The sequence below is a fragment of the Gemmatimonadota bacterium genome, from assembly GCA_009841265.1.
GTDB lineage: Bacteria > JAAXHH01 > JAAXHH01 > JAAXHH01 > JAAXHH01 > JAAXHH01.
This window is the reverse complement of the sequence record VXMB01000007.1, coordinates 616,883-636,556: the sequence shown is the minus strand read 5'-3', so window position 1 is coordinate 636,556 and position 19,674 is coordinate 616,883. Positions and strand designations below refer to the sequence as shown.

The window sequence follows — 19,674 nt, the reverse complement described above, 5'->3', positions numbered from 1 at the left end:
CCGGAATCTAGAACTGCAGGTCGTTGCCCTGGCTGGGCGGCGATTCCGGTTCGAAGGGCTCGATGACGAACCGGCCGTTCTCCACGCGCACCAGCTTGCGCACGTGTTCGTCCGCCGCGTTCAGCTGCCGGGTGCAGATCCGGGAAAGCTCGATGCCCTCCTGGAAGAGGGCGAGTGATTCATCCAGCGGGAGATCGCCCTGTTCCATGCGTTCGACGATGTGCTCGAGGCGCTTCAGCGCCTCCTCGAAAGTCGGTTTTTCCTTCTCGTTCATCCTCGGTATCCCGTCGGTCAGGCAGTTTCGGTGGTATTCGATTCATCGAACAGGCCGAATGTGGCCGGCGCTTCCTCGCGCCGTTTCCCCCGGGCGGCGGGCTCAGTCGGTTCCGCCCCGTCATGGAGGTGCTCGACCCGGCAGAACGCTTCGCCCTTGCGCAGGCGTACGTTCACGCGGTCGTCGACGCTGAGTTCATCCGCGTCGCGGACGATGCGCCCGTCCGACGCGCGCTGGCACACGGCGTATCCGCGTTCCAGGACGGAGAGCGGGCTGAGGGCCTGGAGCCGTCCGGCCAGTCCGCCGACCAGCTGGACGCGTGTTTCGTGGTCGTGGAAGCACCGGTCGGCCAGGCGGCGGGTCAGTTCATCGGTAAACTGGGCGTACTGGCCGATCTGGTCGACGGGCCGCCTGAGTCCGTAACTGGTCAGTGCCGTGACAACGCGCTGGCGGGACCGGTCCAGGTACCCCGTCATGCTTCCGCAAAGCCGTCTCAACACGGCCTCCGACCGGTCCTTCAATTCCCGCAGGTCGCGGACGACGATTTCGGCCGCGCCCGACGGCGTGGGCGCCCGGAGATCGGCCGCGAAGTCGGTCAGCGTGTAGTCCGTTTCATGTCCCACGGCGGAGACCACCGGGATCCGGGACTGGTAGACCGCCCGGACCACCGCCTCTTCGTTGAACGCCCACAGGTCCTCCACCGATCCGCCTCCCCGGCCGACGATCAGTACGTCCACCTCGCCGTAATCGTTCATCTCTTCGATGGCGGCCGCGATTTCCGCCGCGGCGCCTTCGCCCTGCACGGGCGCCGGCCGGAGTATGATCGAGACCCACGGCGCGCGTCGGCGCAGGACCTGGATGATGTCCCGGATCGCGGCGCCGGAAGCGGAGGTGACCACGCCCACCCGCTCCGGGAAGGAAGGAAGCGCCTGCTTGTGTTCCTCGCGGAACAGGCCCTCTTTCTCGAGCTTGGCCTTCAACCGCTCGAAGGCCGCCTGGAGCACGCCCGCGCCCACGGGCTTCAATTGCTGGGCGACGAGCTGGTACTGCCCCTGCACGTCGTAGACGGAAAGGGCGCCCCGCGCCAGGACCTCCATGCCGTCTTCGGGTTCGAAGGTCAGTTTGCGGTTCGCCGACCGCCACATGACGCAACGCAGCTGGCTGCGGTCGTCCTTCAGCGAGAAGTAGGCATGACCGGACGAGTGCCGCTTGTAGTTGGAGATTTCACCGTATACCGACACGTAGGGAAACGCTTCCTCGAGGAGCGTCTTGATCCCCGCGGTCAGTTCGGTAACGGTCAGTACGCCGTTGTCGCCCTCGTTCACCAAGCCTGGCCTTCCTCCCTCGCCTGTTCCGGCAACACCCCTACCTGGCGATTTCGACCGCCCGGGTCTGCCGGATGACCGTCACCTTGATCTGGCCCGAGTATTCCATCCGGGCCTGGATCTTGCGGGCGATCTCCGTGGCGAGCTGGACCGCGCGGAGGTCGTCGACTTCCTCGTGATCGATCATGACCCGCACTTCTTTTCCCGCCTTCATGACGAAGGCCCTGGATACGCCGTCGAAGGAGCTCACCAGCCGTTCCATCTCCCGGAGCCGGCGGACGTACTTTTCCAGCGGTTCCCTGAGCGCGCCGGGCCTGGACATGGAGAGGCTGTCGGCGGTTCTGACCACGACGGCCATGGGGGTGGTCTCTTCCGGATTTCCGTGGATGGCGTCAATGCATTCCAGCACTTCGGACGGTTCTCCGTACTTCTCGGCAACCGATCTTCCCAGTTCCCCGTGCGCGCCTTCCGGGCCGCCTTCCACGGCCTTTCCGATGTCGTGCAGCAGTCCGCAGCGCCTGGCCAGGGTCACGTCCAGGTCCAGTTCCTGCGCCATGATTCCCGCCAGCTCGGCCACTTCGCGGCAGTGATGCAGCGCGTTCTGACCGCCGGTCATCCGGTACTTCAGTTGCCCGAGCAGCATGGCCAACTCTGGACGGACGCCGGTAATGCCCAGGTCGAAGAGCACCTGGTCGCCCGTATCCTGGATCAGATCGCTGATTTCTTCCTGGGTCTTGGAGACGACCTGCTCGATGAATCCGGGATGGATTCTCCCGTCCTGGATGAGCTTCTCCATGGAGAGCTTCGCGATTTCGCGGCGCATGGGGTTGAACCCGGATAGGACGACGGCATTGGGGGTGTCGTCGACGATGACGTCGATCCCCGTTGACATTTCGAACGCCTGGATGTTGCGTCCGTCGCGCCCGATGATGCGTCCCTTCATTTCGTTATCGGGGAGGGATATGACCGACGTCGTCGTTTCCGTCACGTGATCCAGCGTGTACTTCTGCATCGCGTGCGTGATAATTTCCCGGGCTTCGACCTCCGCGTTCTGGCGGGCTTCTTCGATGATGCTGCGGGCTTGCTGGCCGGCTTCGGCGCGTATCCGGGCGTCGATATTGCTGAGCAGCGCCTTTCTCGCCTCCTCCGTCGTCATGCCGGCGGATTGCTCGAGTTGTTCGGTCTGCCGCTGGATCAGCTGGTCCAGCCGCTCTTCGGATTCCACCAGTTTCTCGTCCCGCTCCTCCAGCGACTGGAATTGCTTCTGAATGCCTTTTTCGCGCTTGGCCACGTAGTCGGCCTTGCGCTCCAGGTTCTGCTCCCTGATCGAGATCCGTTTTTCGACGCGTTGGATGTCCTGGCGGGACTGGTTACTTTCTCGCTCGAATTTTGCCTTGGCCTGGTAGGATTCCTCCTCCATTTCGATCCTGGCCGTGTTCTTTATCGTTTCAGCTTCTTCCACCGCCTCTGCGAGGATGCTCTCTGCCAAGCGCTCCATACTGTCCGTCTTACGTTTTTCGACACGCTTTCGAATGAACCATCCGAAGAGAAACATGATCAGGGCGGTGCCTGCGTAGAGACTGATCGTCACAAGCATAGTGGCAACCACCTTCTTCAATTACTACGGTTGTTCCGGACATGGTCCGTTCCTCAACAAGATCGGTCATGGTCTTCCTTCTCTTCATCCTGTTCAGGAACCTGGTGCTCCATCAACTCGTCCATGCGCCGGATCAGTTCCGCGATCCGATCGTGATGCATGGACTCCGATTCGACCTGGTTCTGCTGTTTTTCACGTTCCTTGTGCAGTTCGTCGGCTATCCTGATCGCCGTGAGGACCGCCACGCTGGTGAGGGATTGCATGGTCACGCTGACGGGCACCTCGCGCATGCGCTCGTCCACGTAGGCGGCGATCCGCTGGATGTACTCGGCTTCCTCTTCCGCCTGGATCGGATATTCGGTCCCGCAGATGTTGACGCGTACGGTGACTTTCTCGTCATCCATAATGGGTCCATCCCGGTGAGCAACCGGCCAGCAAACGCATGCCGGGGGCCAGGCGAACTGCGACGGTCAAAACAGGGACTGAGCCGGACTGATCTTACTCGATGACGTCCAGGCGCGACAGCATCGTGTCTATACGTGCCTTGATGTCGTCCTGCTTGACGCGCAGCGCCTGGTTTTCCTGTTCCAGTTCTTCTTTCGAGGTAACCGACTGCTCCTGCTGCTGCTGCAGTTCCTGGACCTGCGTCTCGAGGTTCTGGTTCCGGCCGCGCAGATCCGCGTTTTCGTCCTTCAGGCGCTGGATCATGTCGATCATCGATTCGATCCGGCCCAGCAACAGCTCTATGGATTGTTCTTGCATGAATCCCTCCGCAAAGGTGTATTCCAGCGCGCCTCGACGACGCTAGGAGCGAAGTTCCGCCCGGTACCGGCTCACCAACCGCCGCAGCACCTTGTCCTGAAGCCGCGTGACTTCAGCGTCCGTCAGCGTCCGTTCTCCGGACCTGAACCGCATGGCGTACGCCATGCTCTTGCTTTGGGCCGCGATCTGCGTCCCCCGGTACACGTCGAACAGTTCGACCGATTCCAGGAGGTCGCCGCTACACGCGCGGATTTCATTCAGTATGTCCCGATGAGTAACCTCTTCGGGTACGACAATAGCCAGGTCTCTCTCGACCGCGGGGTACTTGGGCGGCGCACGATAGGTCCTTCTATCGGACGCCTGGTCGAAGAGGACGCCGCAGTCGATCACCCCCATCCATACGGGTTCCCGGATCTCGTAATGGTCGAGAACCCGGTGCGACACCGCGCCGAAACGGCCGGTCCGCACCCCGTCCGCGAGCAGTTCGCCGGTCCGGTCTGCATCGAACAGAGGATCGATCTTATCATACGGGACGGTTTCGAACCTGTCAAGTCCTAACCGGCCGAGCAGTGCCTCGGCCAGACCCTTCAAATCGTAGAAATCGAAGGCCCCCGGAGGGCCGTCCCAGTGCGGGCTGTGGCGCTGCCCCGTGACGGCGAAACAGAGGTGTTCGGGTTCGTCGGGAAGGCCTTCTTCTTTCGACCAGAAAACGCGCCCGGCCTCGAATATGCGGATGTCTCGTACCTTGCGATTGGCGTTCCAACGCACGATGCCCAGCACCGAGGCCGCCAGGCTCGTGCGCATGGCGGAGAGTTCGGGACTCAGGGGATTGTCGATCATGACGCTGGGGCGGTCTGGATCTATGAGCCGGTTCAGGTCCGGGTGCAGTAGACTGTGAGTGACCACCTCCGTGAAGCCGAACCCGGCCATCGCGTCGCGCAGGCGCCGCTGGTCGTCCTGCTTGCCGCGGAGGGCCTCCTCACGTTCCCGGGCTTCGGCCGTATCGTCGCGGGGCGGCGCCGAAGCCACCGGTTCGATCCTGTCGTAACCATAGAGGCGGGCGACCTCCTCGATCAGATCCACTTCGCGAACCACGTCCCGCCTGAACGACGGCACGCCGACCTCGAGATCCGCGCCGTCGGTCCGCACGTCGAACCGCAGCCGCCGCAGCAACGCGACGATCTCGTCGCGGTCCAGGCCAGTGCCCAGCAACCCGTTTACGCGGCTCGTGCGCAACCGGATCGCCGGATCGGGCCCGGCCGGGGTCCGGACGTCGATCATGCCTTCCGCCACCACGCCCCCGGCCACCTCGGCGATCAGTCCCGCGGCCCTGCCCACGGCCTCGCCCTGCAGTTCCGGGTCCATGCCCCGTTCGAACCGGCGCGACGCGTCCGTCTGTAACTGCAGCGCCTTCGAACCCCGCCGCACCCGCACCGCGTCGAAACAGGCGCCTTCCAGGAAGACCCTGTCGGTTTCCGGGGTGATCTCGGTATCCAGTCCGCCCATCACGCCGCCGATGCCGATGCCCGTTTCGTGGTCGGCGATCATCAGCACCTCGCCGTCGAGGGTACGGTCCACCCCGTCCAGGGTGGTGAAGGCCTCCTCCTCCCCGGCGCGGCGAACGACGATCCCCCGTCCCGCCAGCCGGTCCAGGTCGTAGGCGTGCAGCGGCTGTCCCATTTCGAGCATGACATAGTTCGTCACGTCGACCACGTTGCTGATGGACCGGATACCGGCGGCTTCGATCCGGCTCTTCAGCCAGTCCGGCGAAGGCCCGATCCGGACGCCGGTGATCACGCGGCCCACGAACCGGGGGCAGTCATCGGGGGCGTCGACGCGGACGCTGGCCAGGGTATCGACGGGAGTACCCGCTTCCTCGACGCCGCCGGACGGCAGGCGCAGTTCGCCGCCGGACAGGGCGGTGATCTCCCGGGCCACGCCGATGAGCGAGAGGCAGTCGGGGCGGTTGGTGCCCACGTCGATGCTCAGCACCGTTTCCAGTCCGCCCACGATGTCCTTCAGGGGCTGTCCGGGTTCGACGCCGGCATTGAGCACCATGATGCCTTCGTGGTCGTCGGACAGGTTCAGTTCGGCCTCGGAGCAGATCATCCCGAAGGACTCCACCCCGCGGATCTTCGCTTTCCGGATCTCCATGCCGCCGGGCAGCACCGCGCCGACCCGCGCGACCGGCACCTTCTGGCCGGCGGCCACGTTCGGCGCCCCGCAGATGACCTGCAGGGACTCGCCCCCCACGTCCACGGTGCAAAGTGAAAGCCGGTCGGCGTTGGGATGGCGATCCACGCGCTTCACGTGTCCGACGACGAACCCCTCTAAGTCGCTGCCGACTGTATCGACGCCGTCGACTTCCAGGCCGGACATGACCAGCCGGTCCACCAGTTCTTCGACGGGCCACGGGATGTCGCAGTACGCTTGCAGCCACGAAAGGGGTACTTTAATCACCATGGGACGCTTGGCTCCTTGCCGGAAACACCTGGCTCCTTGCCGGACGCACCGCGCTCAGTCGCCTTCGAGCTGGCGCAGGTCGTTCTCCAGGAACATATGGATGCTGTCGATCCCGTACTTGAACATGGCGAGGCGGTCCAGCCCCATGCCGAAGGCGTAGCCGGTGTATACTTCCGGATCGTAGTCCACGAATCCGAAGACGGCCGGGTCGACCATGCCGGCGCCCGAGATCTCCAGCCAACCCGAATACTTGCAGATCCGGCAACCGCCGCCGCCGCACGCGACGCAGGAGAAGTCGTACTGTACGCTGGGTTCGGTGAAGGGGAAGAAATCGGGGAGGAATCGCACCTTGACCTTCCCGCCGAAGAGCCGCTGGGCGAAGTAGGTCATGTCGCCCTTGAGCTGCGCCATCGTGACCCCTTTGTCCACGTACAGGCCCTCGCACTGGTGGAAAGTGAAGGCGTGGGTGGCGTCGGGGTTCTCGTGGCGGTAGGTGCGTCCCGGCACGATCACGCGCACCGGGGGCTTCTGCTGTTCCATGACCCGGACCTGCACCGGCGAGGTATGGGTCCGCAGCACGATGTCGCTGCCGAGGTAGAAGGTGTCCTGGGTATCCCGGGCCGGGTGGTCGCGCGGGATGTTCAGCGCTTCGAAGTTGTAGTAGTCCCACTCCACCTCGGGACCGTCCACCACCGAGAAACCCATGTCCCGGAAGATCTCGGTGACTTCCTCGCGGATCAGGGTCAGGGGATGCTTGCTTCCCAGGGGCGGGGGGCGTCCCGGCAGCGTGACGTCCAGGACGCCTGCCGCGGTTTCCCCACCCGCTTCGCACGCCGCCCTGCGCGCTTCCAGGGCTTCGCCGATGGTCTTCTTGGCCTGGTTGACCCGTTGGCCGATGCGGGGGCGGTCCCGGGGTTCCGCCTTGCCCACGGACCGCAGGACGCGGGTCAGGTCGCCGTTCTTCCCCATGTACCTGATGCGGATATCTTCCAGGTCCGACGGGTCGGCGGCGCGGGCGATTTCCTCCAGCGCCCGGGCTTCAATCGCTTCTGCTTCCTGTACCATGGATGGTCCGGTCCCGGTCCTTCAGCGGTCTACGGTGGTTTAGCGTCAGGAGACCTGCGCTTTGGCTGCGTCTGCCACCACGGCGAAGGCGGGCGGATCGTTGACGGCGAGTTCGGCAAGGAGTTTCCGGTCGATTTCGATCCGGGCCAGCTTCAAGCCGTGTATGAGTTGACCGTACGTCAGGCCGTTAAGCCTTGCCGCCGCGTTGATCCGGGTGATCCACAGACGGCGGAAATCGCGACGGCGCCGGCGGCGGTCGCGGTACGCGTAGGCCCAGCCCCGGTTGACGGCTTCGCGGGCTGTCCGGTAAAGCCGGTTGCGGCGGCCCCAGTATCCCCTGGCCAGCTTGATGGTTTTCTTGCGCCGCCTGTGCGAGGCGGTGGCGTTCGTGGCGCGTGGCATGTCTTATTCCTTAATTTAGTTCGGCATCATCCGCTTGAGGCGCGGGGTGTCGGCCTTGCTCGCCATGGCGGTACCGCGAAGGCTTCTCGTGCGCTTGCCGTTCTTGGACAACTTATTGTGGGTCGCGTGGGAATGGCTGCGTTTGAACTTGCCGGAGGCTACCCGCTTGAAGCGTTTCGCCGCCGCTTTCAACGTCTTGATTTTCGGCATGATCTACTCCTGGTTTCTACCTCGGCATGAGGACCAGCGACATGCTGCGGCCTTCCAGCCTGGGCCGCTGTTCGATGGTGCCCACGTCTTCCAGTATCTGCGCCATGTGCTCCAGTTTCCGCTGGCCCAGTTCCACGTGCGTCATTTCACGGCCCCAGAACCGCACGGACACCTTGACCTTGTTCCCGTGCTTCAGGAAATCGCGGGCCTGTTCGGCCCGGTACTCCAGGTCGTGTTCGCTGATCTTGGGCGTCTTGAAGCGGATCTCCTTCAGTTGCGTCACGTGCTGCTTCTTGCGCGATTCCTTTACCCGCTTGCTCTGCTCGTACTTGTACTTGCCAAAGTCCATGATCTTGCAGACGGGCGGGCGGGCATCGGGCGACACTTCCACGAGGTCGAGGTCGGCGCCGGACGCAAGCTGCATGGCCTCCCTGGTCTCCATGATGCCGACCTGCTCGCCTTCCGCGCTGATCACCCGCACCTGGGGCACGCGAATCATTCCGTTGACTCTGACGGTTCTCTTTTGAATGGCTTTCCTCCCGGATCCTTGTGAATTCGGTTTATTCCGCCGCCTGGACGGTCCGGCTTGTCCGGACGGTCCGGTCGATTTCTTCTCTCACCGCGCCGATCAGGGCTTCCACCGGCATATTCCCCAGGTTGCCCTGGCCGTGACGGCGCACGGACACGTCGCCGGCCTCCATCTCGCGGGCCCCGGCAATGGCCATGAAGGGGATCTTCTTCGTCTCCGCCTCGCGGATCTTGTATCCAACTTTCTGGTTTCTCACGTCTATCTCGACCCGGATCCCCGCGTCTTCGAGCCTGCGCGCCACGCCGTGGACATAATGGGTCTGATGTTCCGATATGCCGATCACGACGGCCTGGACCGGCGCCAGCCAGGTCGGGAACGCGCCGGCGCAGTGCTCGATGTACACGCCGAGGAACCGTTCCAGGCTTCCGAGGATGGCGCGGTGGATCATGACGGGCCGGGCGGGCCTGCCGGATTCGGTGATGTATTCCAGGTCGAAAAGCTCCGGCATGTTGAAGTCAAGCTGGCATGTGCCCAGCTGCCAGGGGCGCTGGAGGGCGTCCTTCACGAAAAAATCCACTTTCGGTCCGTAGAAGGCCGCCTCGCCGGGCGACACCTCGTAATCGACCCCCAGGTCGTCCAGCACGCGGGCGAGGGTCTCCTCCGCCTGGTCCCAGAGCTCGTCGGAACCGGCGCGCTTTTCCGATCGCGTGGACAGGTGGATGACAGTGTCCTCGAACCCCAGCGTAGTGTAGGCGTCCGACAGCATCTTGATGAAATCGTCGACTTCGTCCCGGATCTGATCGGGGCGACAGAAGATGTGGGCGTCGTCCTGTGAGAAGGAGCGCACCCGCATCAGGCCGGCCGTCACCCCAGAACGCTCGTGCCGGTGCAGCCGGGCGAAATCGGCGTACCGGATGGGCAGATCGCGGTAGGAATGGTGCCCCGCCGCGTACATGAGGCAGTGGCTGGGACAGTTCATCGGCTTGGGCGCGTATTCCCGGTCGTCGGCGTTTATGGTGAACATCTCGTCCCAGAAATGCTCGTAGTGGCCGGAGGTCTTCCACAGACCGGCTTCGTAGATCAGCGGAGTGATGACTTCGTCGTACCCGTGCTTCTTGTATAGATCGCGCACGTAGTCGGTCAGGGTGTTGTAGACCCGGGCGCCTTTCGGGAAGAAGAAGGGCGACGCCGGCGCATAGGGATGGAACATGAACAGCCCGAGTTGCCGGCCCAGCTTGCGGTGGTCCCGCCGCTCGGCCTCTGCGCGCCGTTCCAGGTACTCGTCCAGGTCCTTTCTTCGGGGATAGGATACGCCGTATATCCGCTGCAGACTCTGGTTGTTCTCGTCCCCGTGCCAGTAGGCGGCCGCGACGCTGAGCAGCTTGAAGGCCTTGATCTTGCCTGTCGACGGGATGTGCGGGCCCCGGCAGAGGTCGATGAAATCCCCCTGCTCGTAGATGCTGATCACCTCGTCGGCCTCGAGGTCGTCGATCATCTCGACCTTGTAGGACTCGCCCCGCTCGGTGAACAGGGCGCGGGCATCCTCCCGGGTGAGCTCGCGGCGCCGGATGGGCATGTCCGCCCGGGACAGCTCGACCATGCGGCCCTCGATGCGCTCGAGATCATCGGTCGTGAATGGCTCCGGCTTGTCGAAGTCGTAGTAGAATCCCTCGTCGATCGGCGGACCGATGGTCAGCTGCGCTTCGGGGAACAGCTCCTTGGTGGCCTGGGCCATCAGGTGCGTCGTGCTGTGCCAGTAGACCTCCCGGCCCTCGGGATTGCTGAAGGTCAGCACCTCGAGGGAGGCGTCCCCGTCCAGCCGATGGTCCAGGTCGACCTGGGCGCCGTCGATCTTGGCCGCGAGCGCCGCCTTGCCCAGACCGGGACCAATGCGCGCCACCGCGTCCATGACCGTCGATCCCAGTTCCATTTCGATCTGGCCGCCGTCGGGAAGCGTGATCCTGACGTTTTTCAATGACTGACTCCTGCGTTGATCCAGTGCTATGTCAGTGCTATTCAAGGCTGTACCACCCGATTCCACAAGGCCTTTCTACCTACCGGACAAACAGAAAAAAATAATGCGCGCGCGGGGATTTGTCAATAGATTTACCTGCCCCGAATATCCCGCTCAGCCTTCGAACAGACTGCCCATCATATCGCTGTAGGATCGCCGGCCGTCGGCGACGTTCTTGCTGATCCTCGAATGCTGGTGCAGGCCCTCGAGCAGGAACTCCATTGCAACGGACAGTTCCGCCCGGTTTTCCGTCCGGACGTGCCGGCCGGCCAGCTTCCGCAACCCGTCGACGCCGTTCAGCGCGCCATAATAGGATTTGTCGTCCATGGTGTCTGAAATCTCGACCGTCTGTCCTTCTTCAAACCAGGCGAGGACTTCCTGGTAGCACGCGTCGCGTTCCTCATCTTCGCCGAAGGCTGCGGGGAAATAGTGTCCGAAGACTTCCTTCACGGCCCGGCCGATCAGCGCCTCGGCTACTTTAACCTCGCCTTCCTGCTCGCCCTCGTAAACGAGTTCCAGCTTGCCCGTCATCGCCGGGATCACGGCGGACAGGTCGCACATGCGGGGCACGACGGACCGCTTGCCCTGCAGGATGCATCGCTTCTCGACCTGGCTGACCAGGTTCTCCATGGCGGCGATGGTCATGCGCGTGCTTACGCCGGAGGTCTGGTCGATGAACTCGCTGCTCCGGGCCTGAAAGGCGATCTCCTCCACCGTTTCGCGCAGGAAGGACGGCATGTCGACCCGCACGCCGCCGGACCGCTCGGTCCAGGCCTCCTGGTCGGTAATGGCCATGGCGTATTCGCGGCTGACGGGATAGTGGGTCAGGATCTGCGAATCGATCCGGTCCTTGAGCGGAGTGATGATGGTCCCGCGATTGGTATAGTCTTCCGGGTTCGCGGAGAAGACGATCATCACGTCCAGGGGGATCCGCACCGGGAATCCCCGGATCTGGATGTCCTTCTCCTCCATGATGTTCAGCAGGCCGACCTGGATGCGAGGCTGTAGATCGGGCAGTTCGTTCACGGCGAAAACGCCCCGGTTCATCCTCGGGATGATGCCGAAGTGGATCACGCCCTCGTGGGCGTAGTGAAGCCGCTGGGAGGCCGCCTTGATGGGATCGATGTCGCCGATCAGGTCGGAAATGGTCACGTCGGGCGTGGCGAGCTTCTCGCCGTAACGCCGCGACCGGCCGATCCATTCGATGGGGGTGTCGTCCCCGTGTTCGGACACGAGGTCCCGGGCGCGCCGGCTGACGGGCGCGTAGGGCGAACTGTTGATCTCGCAGCCCGCGATCACGGGCAGGTATTCGTCGAGCAGTGTGACCAGGGCTCTCAGGATGCGGGTCTTCGCCTGTCCCCGCAGCCCGAGGAGAATGAAGTCGTGCCGGGACAGGATCGCGTTGACCAGTTCGGGGATGACGGTCTTGTCGTATCCGACGATGCCGGGAAAGACCTGCTCGCCGCGGGCAAGCTTGACGATCAGGTTGTCCCGCATCTCGTCCTTGACGGTCCGTTGCGGATATCCCATTCCGCGCAGCGCACCGATGGTCGTGGCAGCGGTGTAGTCCATGTGCTCCCGGGCGTCCGAAAAGGGATGGATTCGAGGGGAGGATCCGTGGCGTGGATTTCCCTTCCGACAGTCGACGGATTCTATCCCGCGAGGCCCGTCCTGTCAACCCTTTTTTGGCTTCTCCCGGGGGCCGGCGCACCGCCTTTTTCTTTGACTTGGGAGGGCTTGTTGGCTATGTTGTAAGGTCATGAAGAACGTGATTCACGCAGTGCTCATCGCGTTGCTGGCCATCGCGCTGGTTGCCGTGTTCCTGGTCGAATTGCGCTGGCATGTCATCGAACGGTTCGCCGGCGCGTACATGGACGCCCGCAACGATTCCCGCGACCGGCTGGAGCGGTTCGTCGACCAGGAGAGCCGGACCAACCAGGCGCTGGAGAAGGCGAACGAATTGATCGAGCAGCGCAGCATGGTCGCGCTGGACGAGGTAGCGGATTCCGGCCGGCCGGACATCGAGTTCGCCCCCCCGTCCGACGTCGTCCGGCTGGAACGCGGGCACAAGCTGATCATGACCCGGGACCGGTTCCTGGCCATGCCCGAATGGCTGACCGGCGCCGCCTACCCTTCCGGGACGCGCACCGCGGACCGGGCCGGCTTCAGGCCGTATGAGCCGGTGGTCACGCCCGTTGCCGCGGGGCCAGATGAGCCGGCCGACACACCCGCCGACGCGCCCGTTGCCACGAGAGCGGATTCACTTTCCCTGCCACCGTCAGCCTTCGAACCCGATTCCCTTGCAGCCTGGACGCGCACGGTCGTCATTCGCCCGGGGTGGATTCGACAGGGCGAAGTCTACATGGTGGACGACGACAACTACATCCTGCACCGAATCCCCATATCGGCCGGGCAATTCGATCTCATCGACGCATACGCATCGGCGTCCGAAGGACGGATGCACGAAGACATGGAGCACGTGTACGAGGCCGGTGTGTTCTTCGACACGCTGCGAAGCCTGGACATGGAAATGCGGGACGAAATCATCGATCCGATCAGGTTCAGTGACCTGGAAGAGACCGCGCAGCGGGTAGGCGTATCGGAGAACCAGCGGATCATCCAGATCGAACGGCTGGTCGACGGCCAGATCGCCGTGGTCACCATACCGGTGTCCGCGGACCTGTTCGTGGAACTGTACGTGGCGCTCGGAGCGCTTTGATCCGTCCACTGCGGACGGACCGGGAAAGGCGATGGACTTCTTACGAGACCTCCGGGATAGACTCCCCGACAATGACTGGATGAATCGCCTCGGGAGATTCCTGGGAAACATCCTGCAGCGCATCCTGAGAAGTTTCCCGCGGATGCGCGCTCGCGGCGCGGCGGACGGCGGACGGCGCAGTGCGGGAGACCACGGCTTCGCGGCACCAGGTAACGCCGGCCATCGCGGCCCGGGAGTGGAAGGTGCCCACGCCTCAGCGGTAAAAGTCCGGGAAACCCCCATCGCGCGGTCATTCAGATTTATCAGGCGCATGGTATACGCAGGATCGGCCGCGTTGATGTTCGGTGCGCTCGTGGCCGTGGTGATGTTCTACCTCACCGTGCCCTCCATTCCCCGCCTTCCGGACGACTTGAACGACATCTTCGGACAGATGACCCGGATCTATGCCGAAGACCAGGAGGGCAATCCCCGCCTGGTGCATACCCTGGGCGGCCATCGCCGGGTCGCGCTGGAAGAGATCGCGCCGGTGTTCCGGGACGCGATCATCGCCACCGAGGACGCCGATTTCTACCATCACCGGGGCGTGGACAAGCCCGGCATCGTCCGAGCCTTCGTGACCAATCTCCGCGAGGGCCAGATCCTGGGTCAGGGCGCGAGCACGATCACCCAGCAGCTGGCGCGCCACCTCTTCTTCACCCGTGAGAAGGTATGGATCCGCAAGATCCGCGAAGCCATGGCCTCCATGCAGATCGAGGCGAGGTTCACCAAAGACGAGATCCTGTCCGCGTACTGCAACAATATGTATTTCGGCGCCGACGCCTACGGCGTGGAAGAGGCCGCGCAACGGTTCTTCAGCAAGCGCGCGAGCGAGCTCACGCTGGGCGAATCCGCGCTGCTCGCCGGGCTGGTCCAGCGGCCGAGCGACTACAACCCCTACTACCGCATGGACCGTGCGCTCAGCCGCAGAGAGACCGTGTTCCGCCGCATGATGGACAACGGGTACATCACGGAAGAAGACGCCGCGCTGGCCCGGGAGGAAGAGATCACGCTCAAAGGAACGAGCATCGGTCCGGCCAGGGGACCGTACTACCTCGATTATGTCGAAGACCTGCTGATCCGGCGCTTCGGCAGCAACCTGGTCTTCAACGGCGGGCTCACCGTGCACATCGCCATGGACCTGGACTTGCAGGAACTCGCCGAGGAGACCATCAGCACCCGGATGACTTACGTGGATTCCCTGGTCGGCGATCCGGCCTACGATACGGCCACGACGGAAGAACGTAAACAGGCGCTCGAGGCGGCGTTGGTCGCCGTCGACACGCGCACCGGGGCGGTACGGGCCCTGGCCGGGGGCCGCGACTACACGGCAAGCGAATTCAACCGGGCTGTCGAGAGCAACCGGCAACCGGGGTCCGGTTTCAAGCCGGTCGTCTACCTTGCGGCGCTGGACCACCTGGGTTATTCTGCCAAAACAGTCGTGGTGGACGAGCCCGTGGCCTATACCACCGAACTGGGAGATCTCTGGGAACCGCAGAACTTCACCCGGGAGTACGAGGGGCCCGTCATCCTCAAGCGCGCCTTCATGCGGTCGATCAACGTGGTCTCCGCTAAACTGGTCAGCGAAGTCGGTCCCTCGACGGTCATCGAGTACGCCCGCCGGCTGGGCATATCCAGCCCGCTGGAGCCCATACTCTCCCTGGCGTTGGGCACCAACGGCGTTTCTCCCCTGGAGATGGCTTCCGCCTACTCCGTGTTCGCCACCGGCGGGATCTACCACAGGCCCTACGTCATAACCCGCGTGGAAGATTCCGAGGGCAGGGTGATCGAGGAAACCGAACCGGAATCGCGTCGCGTGATCAGCGAGCAGTCCGCGTACCTGATGCTCGACCTCCTGCGTGGCGTCATGAGCGGCGGCACAGGGGTCGGCGCACGCTACAGGTATGGTTTCACGGCCCCGAGCGGCGGGAAAACGGGGACTTCAAGCGAATCCAGGGACGTCTGGTTCAACGGTTTTACGAAGGACCTCGCGACATCCGTCTGGGTGGGATACGACGATGCCCGGCCCCTCCTGTCCATCGTGGAAGACGAAGAGATTACCGGCGCTTCGGGCGCCATACCCGTCTGGGCGCCCTTCATGAAACAGGCCGCGGCGCTGCAGGAACAGCGTGAAGTCCAGGCGACGATGGCGGCGGCCGATTCCGCGGGCGGACGGCTGGCCGTTCTTCCGGCGGAAGGCGTCGGCGGTGAGGATAGCGGACCGGAAGCCGGGGTCGAAAAGACCGTGGACGAGGAAGCGAAACCGCCACCGGCTTTCCCCATGCCGCTGGGCATCGAGAAGATCCGCGTCGACTTCCGCACGGGCCGGCTGTCTCAGGACCTGGAGCGCTCGCTGGTCGTGACCGTCCGGGGCACGAATCCCAGGGTAAGGACGGAGATGATCCCGCCGGACGGGGCCGCATCCGAAGAGACCGGATTGCTGGGGCCAGGCGGGCCAGCGGACGGGGCCGCACCTGAAGAGACTGGTTTGCTGAAGCCAGCGGACCGGACCGGAACCGAAGAGATGGGATCAGGCTTACCGGGCGTACCAGGCGGTCCGGTCGATCAGTAGGGCTGATGTTGAGAGGTCGTGGGACTACACGGAGGATCAGTTCCCGTACGGGTGCTCAGGCCCGGACCGGTTCCGGTCTATCGCTTCCCGGACCGCGGGAATCAGGAAGACGTTTTCCAGGGGAAACTCGGAGAAAGCGCGGCCGAGGAGGTTGATCCGGCCGTCGGTGTCGAGCCGCTTGTTGATGACGATATGGTACCTGCCGCGGTATCGGCACAGCCCGCCGTCGCCGTCCAGCTTCCCGTAGCGGACCCGGATCGACATCCGTTCCGCCAGGTCTTCGAATTCCTGCAAAAGGGTCGTACTGTCCATGGCGCACACGAAGGCAAGACGATCCGCTCTAGCCCGCCGGTCCTGAAAACTCCCGGAAGCCGCGGATCGGAATCCGACTCGCACGTCGCTGTTACAGGACGCTTTTATGAGTTGTAACATATATCGATCGCCGTCACGGGTCAAGGCTCGATGTCCCGCCGTGGGGGAACAAAACACTTGACACCGGGCGGTCCGATAATGATATTTTCGGGGAAGTTTGCTACACAGTCTTCGAAGGTTTGCGTGTTATCAGCGGGAGTAGCTCAGCGGTAGAGCATCACCTTGCCAAGGTGAGGGTCGCGGGTTCAAGCCCCGTCTCCCGCCTTCGGACGTGGCGGCATAGCCAAGTGGCTAAGGCACGGGACTGCAAATCCTCGATCGCCGGTTCGAATCCGGCTGCCGCCTTGCGACTTCCAGCTTCCAACTCCCCAATCCAATCTGCAATCGATCGTGGCCAGGCTTCCCGGAAACACCTCGTTTTCGGTCATCGACTTGCGTGCTTTCACGCGGTACGCCCGTACCGCGCCAAAGGCGCCGCCGGGTCTGTCATTCCTTCTTGCACCCCCCGAATCACCGCAGTATAATAGCCATCGAACGCACCTTCGAACCGACCAACACAACTAGAATCAAGGCACGGGAACCATGGCGAAAATCGAATGGGTCCGGCGCGTCTACGAAGACGGCTGGCACAACGCCTTTACGGATTTCCAGTTCTTCAAGGGCCGGTATTACATCTGCTTCCGCAACGGCCTTTCCCACGTGAGTCCCGACGGGAAGGCGGTCGTGATCTCCAGCAATGACCTGGTTGACTGGCGACGCACGGGCGTGCCGGTCAACACCACGGGCGACGACCGGGACCCCCATATGGTCGCGACGGAAGACCGGCTGTTCGTCTATGCCGGAAACGTCACCCGGCCCGACCCGGTGCAGCACGGCGATGAGGGGCCGCGCCTCATACGGTCCGTCTGTTCATTCAGCGAGGACGGCGAAACGTGGACGGAACCCCGGCAGGTGTACCGGGACGGGTACTGGCTCTGGGGCATCGGGCGAGGGAACAACCGGTTCTACGGGCTCGCTTATGGAAACGAACCGGCGGAATGGGACAGGAAACCGACCGAGCTTCACCTGTTGCAGTCTGCGGACGGGCTGGAATGGGAACGGGTGTCCGTGGTCACGCGGAACGGGAGCGAAGCCACCTTCCGCATCACCGACGCCGACACCATGCGAATCGCCATCCGCGGCGGCGACGATAACCGGTTCACCCTGGCTTCCTCGGAACCCCCGTACACGGACTGGCGGCTTCAGGACATGGGGTACGTGATCCCCGCGCCCCTGCTCGTGGTGGCCGGCGGACGGGAATACGTCATCGGCCGGCAGCACGTGCGCGAGCCAAGCGGACCGGGCAAGCCGAGCCAGCAGGGCGGTGCGGATGGACCGGGCGATGCGGATGACCTCGGACCGATCGTCGAACGGCGCACCAGCATCTGGCGGGTGGAGGAGGACGGCGTGGTCCATGTCCTCGACCTGCCCTCGGGCGGCGACACGTCCTACGCAGGCGCCGTACACCATGAGGACGGCGCACTGCTGCTCAGTTACTACTCGCAGCACGAGGTGGAGACGGGCGAGCAGCACTTTCTCTATCCGTCGAACATTTACCTGGCCAAGGTCAGGCTGTAGGGCGGGTCCGGGCCCTATCCTTGAGCCCCGGCAAGAGCCCCGGCTCACGTCCCTGGAAACAAATCAGGAGTTGCCATGGCACTGAGCGCTATTCAGACCGGCGAGCGGTTCACCGGCGAGGAGACCGAGCATATCCGCCGCTGCTTTCAGCGGGATGGCTACTATGCCTTCGGCCGGTTGATGGAAGACGAAGAGGTGGAGGCTCTGCGGACGGATATGCAGCGCAAGTGGGACGATCCCCGCATGCACGAACCGGCGCGGGACCAGATCCGCGGCACCAGCCTGATGCGCATGTTCGAGTATTCCTATGCTTTCCGCGACCTCATCGTGCGCGAGCCTTTCGCGAGTCTGGCGGAGGCCATTCTCGGCGACGACTGCCACTGCATGTCCCAGAACGCGCTCTACACACCGCCCAATCCTAAGGCGGCCCCAGACGGCCCGGGCGGATGGCACCTGGACGACCTGGTCCATTTCCCCCTGCCGGATGGCGTGCCGCGCCACGACTCCGCCGTACCCCCGCCCTGTTTCGTCATGCAGATCTTCACGCCACTGACCGACGTGGAAGCGGTGCGCTACGGTCCCACACAGGTCGTTCCCGGCAGCCATTTCGCGGGACGCCAGCCCCATCTGCCCCATGAGCAGGATCGGCCCACATTCGACGGCCGGGGGCCCCACTCCTTCCTCGTCCGGAAGGGTGACGCCTACATGTTCAACAACCAGGTCTGGCACCGCGGGGCGCCGAACGCGTCGGACCGCGCCAGGCTGATGGCCGGCGTCACCTACAGCAAGCGGTTCATCGCACAGAAATTCCACCCCTTCATCGACTATCGCATGCCCGGCCACGTATGGGCCGAGGCGTCGCCCCGCCTGCAGCGCATGCTGGGCCGGCACAGCAAGGGAGCGTACGGCTGATGGCTGACGCATCGACAGGGTCCGAAAAACCCGATCAGTACGAACAGACCGCGGAGTTTGCGGGCCGCACCGCCCTGGTGACCGGCGGTTCCCGTGGGATCGGCCGATCCACGTGCCGCATGCTGGCGGAACACGGCGCCCGGGTGGCGATCAACTACGCGCGCAACGAGGAAGCGGCGAAAGCGGCTCTCGCCATGGTGGAGGAGACCGGCACGGAAGGCATGATCGTACAGGCAGACGTATCATCGGAAGCCGACGTGAACCGGATGGCCGCGGAAGTGAGGGCGCGCCTGGGACCGGTCGACCTGCTGGTGAATAACGCGGGGATCGCGAAGAACCAGCCCCATTCGGAACTCGCCTTCGCGGACTGGAAACGCATGTTCGAGGTGAACGTGGACGGGGTGTTCCTGGCGACCTGGGCGGTGAAGGACGAGATGATCGAACGTGGATTCGGTCGCATCGTCAACGTGGCTTCGCTCGCGGGCATCATCCTGAAGAAGGACATGATCCACTACGCCACGACCAAGGCGGCGGTGATTTCCCTCACGCGGCACTGCGCGGAGGCTTTCGCGCCCCATAACGTCCGCGTGAACTGCGTGGCCCCGGGCCTGACCGATACCGACCTGGCCGGGTCAGGCAACCCGGGCATGATCGACCGGCTCATCGCTTCCACGCCCATGGGCCGCATAGCCCAGCCCGGGGAAATGGCCTCGGTGATCCGGTTCCTGCTCTCGGAAGACTCCAGCTTCGTGACCGGCCAGACCGTCACGGCCTGCGGCGGGCGAAGCTGAGCGGCCCGTAACCA

Annotated in this window: 18 protein-coding genes and 2 tRNA genes; 7 read left to right on the top strand and 13 right to left on the bottom strand. The window is 63.8% G+C overall.

Features of this window, described 5'->3' with window-relative positions; genetic code table 11:
- Positions 1–7 precede the first annotated feature (7 nt).
- The 12 genes from xseB to F4X08_04570 all read right to left on the bottom strand — a co-directional run bounded on the left by xseB (position 8) and on the right by F4X08_04570 (position 12,213).
- The gene (xseB, locus tag F4X08_04625; GenBank protein ID MYD25080.1) at positions 8–274 is read right to left on the bottom strand and encodes an exodeoxyribonuclease VII small subunit; all 267 of its coding nucleotides are present in this window, start codon (positions 272–274) and stop codon (positions 8–10) included.
- A 17-nt stretch (positions 275–291) separates the two neighbouring features.
- Positions 292–1,599: an exodeoxyribonuclease VII large subunit gene (gene xseA / locus F4X08_04620; GenBank protein MYD25079.1), complete on the bottom strand. Its 1,308-nt coding sequence runs from the start codon at positions 1,597–1,599 to the stop codon at positions 292–294.
- A 40-nt stretch (positions 1,600–1,639) separates the two neighbouring features.
- Positions 1,640–3,196 carry a ribonuclease Y gene (gene rny, locus F4X08_04615; GenBank protein MYD25078.1) on the bottom strand — a complete coding sequence of 519 codons (1,557 nt, stop codon included), beginning with the start codon at positions 3,194–3,196 and terminating at the stop codon, positions 1,640–1,642.
- 53 nt (positions 3,197–3,249) lie between these two features.
- The gene (locus F4X08_04610; GenBank protein ID MYD25077.1) at positions 3,250–3,600 is read right to left on the bottom strand and encodes a cell division protein ZapA; all 351 of its coding nucleotides are present in this window, start codon (positions 3,598–3,600) and stop codon (positions 3,250–3,252) included.
- A gap of 94 nt (positions 3,601–3,694) precedes the next feature.
- The gene (zapB, locus tag F4X08_04605) at positions 3,695–3,958 is read right to left on the bottom strand and encodes a cell division protein ZapB (protein MYD25076.1); all 264 of its coding nucleotides are present in this window, start codon (positions 3,956–3,958) and stop codon (positions 3,695–3,697) included.
- Positions 3,959–4,000: 42 nt separating this feature from the next.
- Positions 4,001–6,421 carry a phenylalanine--tRNA ligase subunit beta gene (locus F4X08_04600; protein MYD25075.1) on the bottom strand — a complete coding sequence of 807 codons (2,421 nt, stop codon included), beginning with the start codon at positions 6,419–6,421 and terminating at the stop codon, positions 4,001–4,003.
- 54 nt (positions 6,422–6,475) lie between these two features.
- Positions 6,476–7,486, bottom strand: coding sequence for a phenylalanine--tRNA ligase subunit alpha (gene pheS, locus F4X08_04595; GenBank protein MYD25074.1), 1,011 nt, complete (start codon positions 7,484–7,486; stop codon positions 6,476–6,478).
- A 45-nt stretch (positions 7,487–7,531) separates the two neighbouring features.
- Entirely contained in the window at positions 7,532–7,888 is a 357-nt protein-coding gene (gene rplT, locus F4X08_04590) for a 50S ribosomal protein L20 (protein ID MYD25073.1), read from the bottom strand.
- Positions 7,889–7,903: 15 nt separating this feature from the next.
- Positions 7,904–8,098, bottom strand: a complete 195-nt coding sequence (gene rpmI, locus F4X08_04585) for a 50S ribosomal protein L35 (protein ID MYD25072.1) — start codon at positions 8,096–8,098, stop codon at positions 7,904–7,906.
- 16 nt (positions 8,099–8,114) lie between these two features.
- A complete protein-coding gene (locus F4X08_04580; protein MYD25071.1) occupies positions 8,115–8,597 on the bottom strand; it encodes a translation initiation factor IF-3 in 483 nt (160 codons plus the stop codon).
- A 61-nt stretch (positions 8,598–8,658) separates the two neighbouring features.
- Entirely contained in the window at positions 8,659–10,557 is a 1,899-nt protein-coding gene (gene thrS / locus F4X08_04575) for a threonine--tRNA ligase (GenBank protein ID MYD25070.1), read from the bottom strand.
- 198 nt (positions 10,558–10,755) lie between these two features.
- On the bottom strand, positions 10,756–12,213 hold the full coding sequence (locus tag F4X08_04570; GenBank protein ID MYD25069.1) for a magnesium chelatase: 1,458 nt from the start codon (positions 12,211–12,213) through the stop codon (positions 10,756–10,758).
- Between the two features lie 187 nt (positions 12,214–12,400).
- Here F4X08_04570 and F4X08_04565 point away from each other — a divergent pair, with 187 nt between their 5' ends.
- A complete protein-coding gene (locus F4X08_04565) occupies positions 12,401–13,360 on the top strand; it encodes a hypothetical protein (protein ID MYD25068.1) in 960 nt (319 codons plus the stop codon).
- A gap of 31 nt (positions 13,361–13,391) precedes the next feature.
- Positions 13,392–15,968, top strand: a complete 2,577-nt coding sequence (locus F4X08_04560; GenBank protein MYD25067.1) for a PBP1A family penicillin-binding protein — start codon at positions 13,392–13,394, stop codon at positions 15,966–15,968.
- A gap of 36 nt (positions 15,969–16,004) precedes the next feature.
- On the opposite strand, the gene F4X08_04555 is transcribed toward F4X08_04560, so the two are convergent.
- Positions 16,005–16,280 (bottom strand): hypothetical protein, encoded by a 276-nt coding sequence (locus F4X08_04555; protein ID MYD25066.1) that lies wholly within the window; start codon positions 16,278–16,280, stop codon positions 16,005–16,007.
- 252 nt (positions 16,281–16,532) lie between these two features.
- On the opposite strand from F4X08_04555, the gene F4X08_04550 reads away from it, so the two are divergent.
- From F4X08_04550 to F4X08_04530, 5 genes are all read left to right on the top strand, one after another.
- Positions 16,533–16,604 (top strand) — tRNA-Gly (locus tag F4X08_04550).
- 9 nt (positions 16,605–16,613) lie between these two features.
- A tRNA-Cys gene (locus F4X08_04545) sits at positions 16,614–16,685 on the top strand.
- A gap of 237 nt (positions 16,686–16,922) precedes the next feature.
- Positions 16,923–17,957 (top strand): hypothetical protein, encoded by a 1,035-nt coding sequence (locus F4X08_04540; protein MYD25065.1) that lies wholly within the window; start codon positions 16,923–16,925, stop codon positions 17,955–17,957.
- A 75-nt stretch (positions 17,958–18,032) separates the two neighbouring features.
- Positions 18,033–18,869 carry a phytanoyl-CoA dioxygenase family protein gene (locus tag F4X08_04535; GenBank protein ID MYD25064.1) on the top strand — a complete coding sequence of 279 codons (837 nt, stop codon included), beginning with the start codon at positions 18,033–18,035 and terminating at the stop codon, positions 18,867–18,869.
- Positions 18,803–19,660, top strand: a complete 858-nt coding sequence (locus F4X08_04530) for a glucose 1-dehydrogenase (GenBank protein ID MYD25063.1) — start codon at positions 18,803–18,805, stop codon at positions 19,658–19,660. Before F4X08_04535 ends, F4X08_04530 begins: the two co-directional genes overlap by 67 nt.
- Positions 19,661–19,674 lie beyond the last annotated feature (14 nt).

Coding starts and splice junctions, on each gene's coding strand:
- F4X08_04530 (MYD25063.1), top strand. CDS start 18,803: ATGGGCCGAGGCGTCGCCCCGCCTGCAGCGCATGCTGGGCCGGCACAG.
- pheS (MYD25074.1), bottom strand. CDS start 7,486: ATGGTACAGGAAGCAGAAGCGATTGAAGCCCGGGCGCTGGAGGAAATC.
- F4X08_04580 (MYD25071.1), bottom strand. CDS start 8,597: ATGATTCGCGTGCCCCAGGTGCGGGTGATCAGCGCGGAAGGCGAGCAG.
- F4X08_04610 (MYD25077.1), bottom strand. CDS start 3,600: ATGGATGACGAGAAAGTCACCGTACGCGTCAACATCTGCGGGACCGAA.
- rplT (MYD25073.1), bottom strand. CDS start 7,888: ATGCCACGCGCCACGAACGCCACCGCCTCGCACAGGCGGCGCAAGAAA.
- F4X08_04560 (MYD25067.1), top strand. CDS start 13,392: ATGGACTTCTTACGAGACCTCCGGGATAGACTCCCCGACAATGACTGG.
- xseB (MYD25080.1), bottom strand. CDS start 274: ATGAACGAGAAGGAAAAACCGACTTTCGAGGAGGCGCTGAAGCGCCTC.
- F4X08_04555 (MYD25066.1), bottom strand. CDS start 16,280: ATGGACAGTACGACCCTTTTGCAGGAATTCGAAGACCTGGCGGAACGG.
- zapB (MYD25076.1), bottom strand. CDS start 3,958: ATGCAAGAACAATCCATAGAGCTGTTGCTGGGCCGGATCGAATCGATG.
- F4X08_04570 (MYD25069.1), bottom strand. CDS start 12,213: ATGGACTACACCGCTGCCACGACCATCGGTGCGCTGCGCGGAATGGGA.
- thrS (MYD25070.1), bottom strand. CDS start 10,557: ATGGAACTGGGATCGACGGTCATGGACGCGGTGGCGCGCATTGGTCCC.
- F4X08_04535 (MYD25064.1), top strand. CDS start 18,033: ATGGCACTGAGCGCTATTCAGACCGGCGAGCGGTTCACCGGCGAGGAG.
- rny (MYD25078.1), bottom strand. CDS start 3,196: ATGCTTGTGACGATCAGTCTCTACGCAGGCACCGCCCTGATCATGTTT.
- rpmI (MYD25072.1), bottom strand. CDS start 8,098: ATGCCGAAAATCAAGACGTTGAAAGCGGCGGCGAAACGCTTCAAGCGG.
- F4X08_04600 (MYD25075.1), bottom strand. CDS start 6,421: ATGGTGATTAAAGTACCCCTTTCGTGGCTGCAAGCGTACTGCGACATC.
- F4X08_04540 (MYD25065.1), top strand. CDS start 16,923: ATGGCGAAAATCGAATGGGTCCGGCGCGTCTACGAAGACGGCTGGCAC.
- F4X08_04565 (MYD25068.1), top strand. CDS start 12,401: ATGAAGAACGTGATTCACGCAGTGCTCATCGCGTTGCTGGCCATCGCG.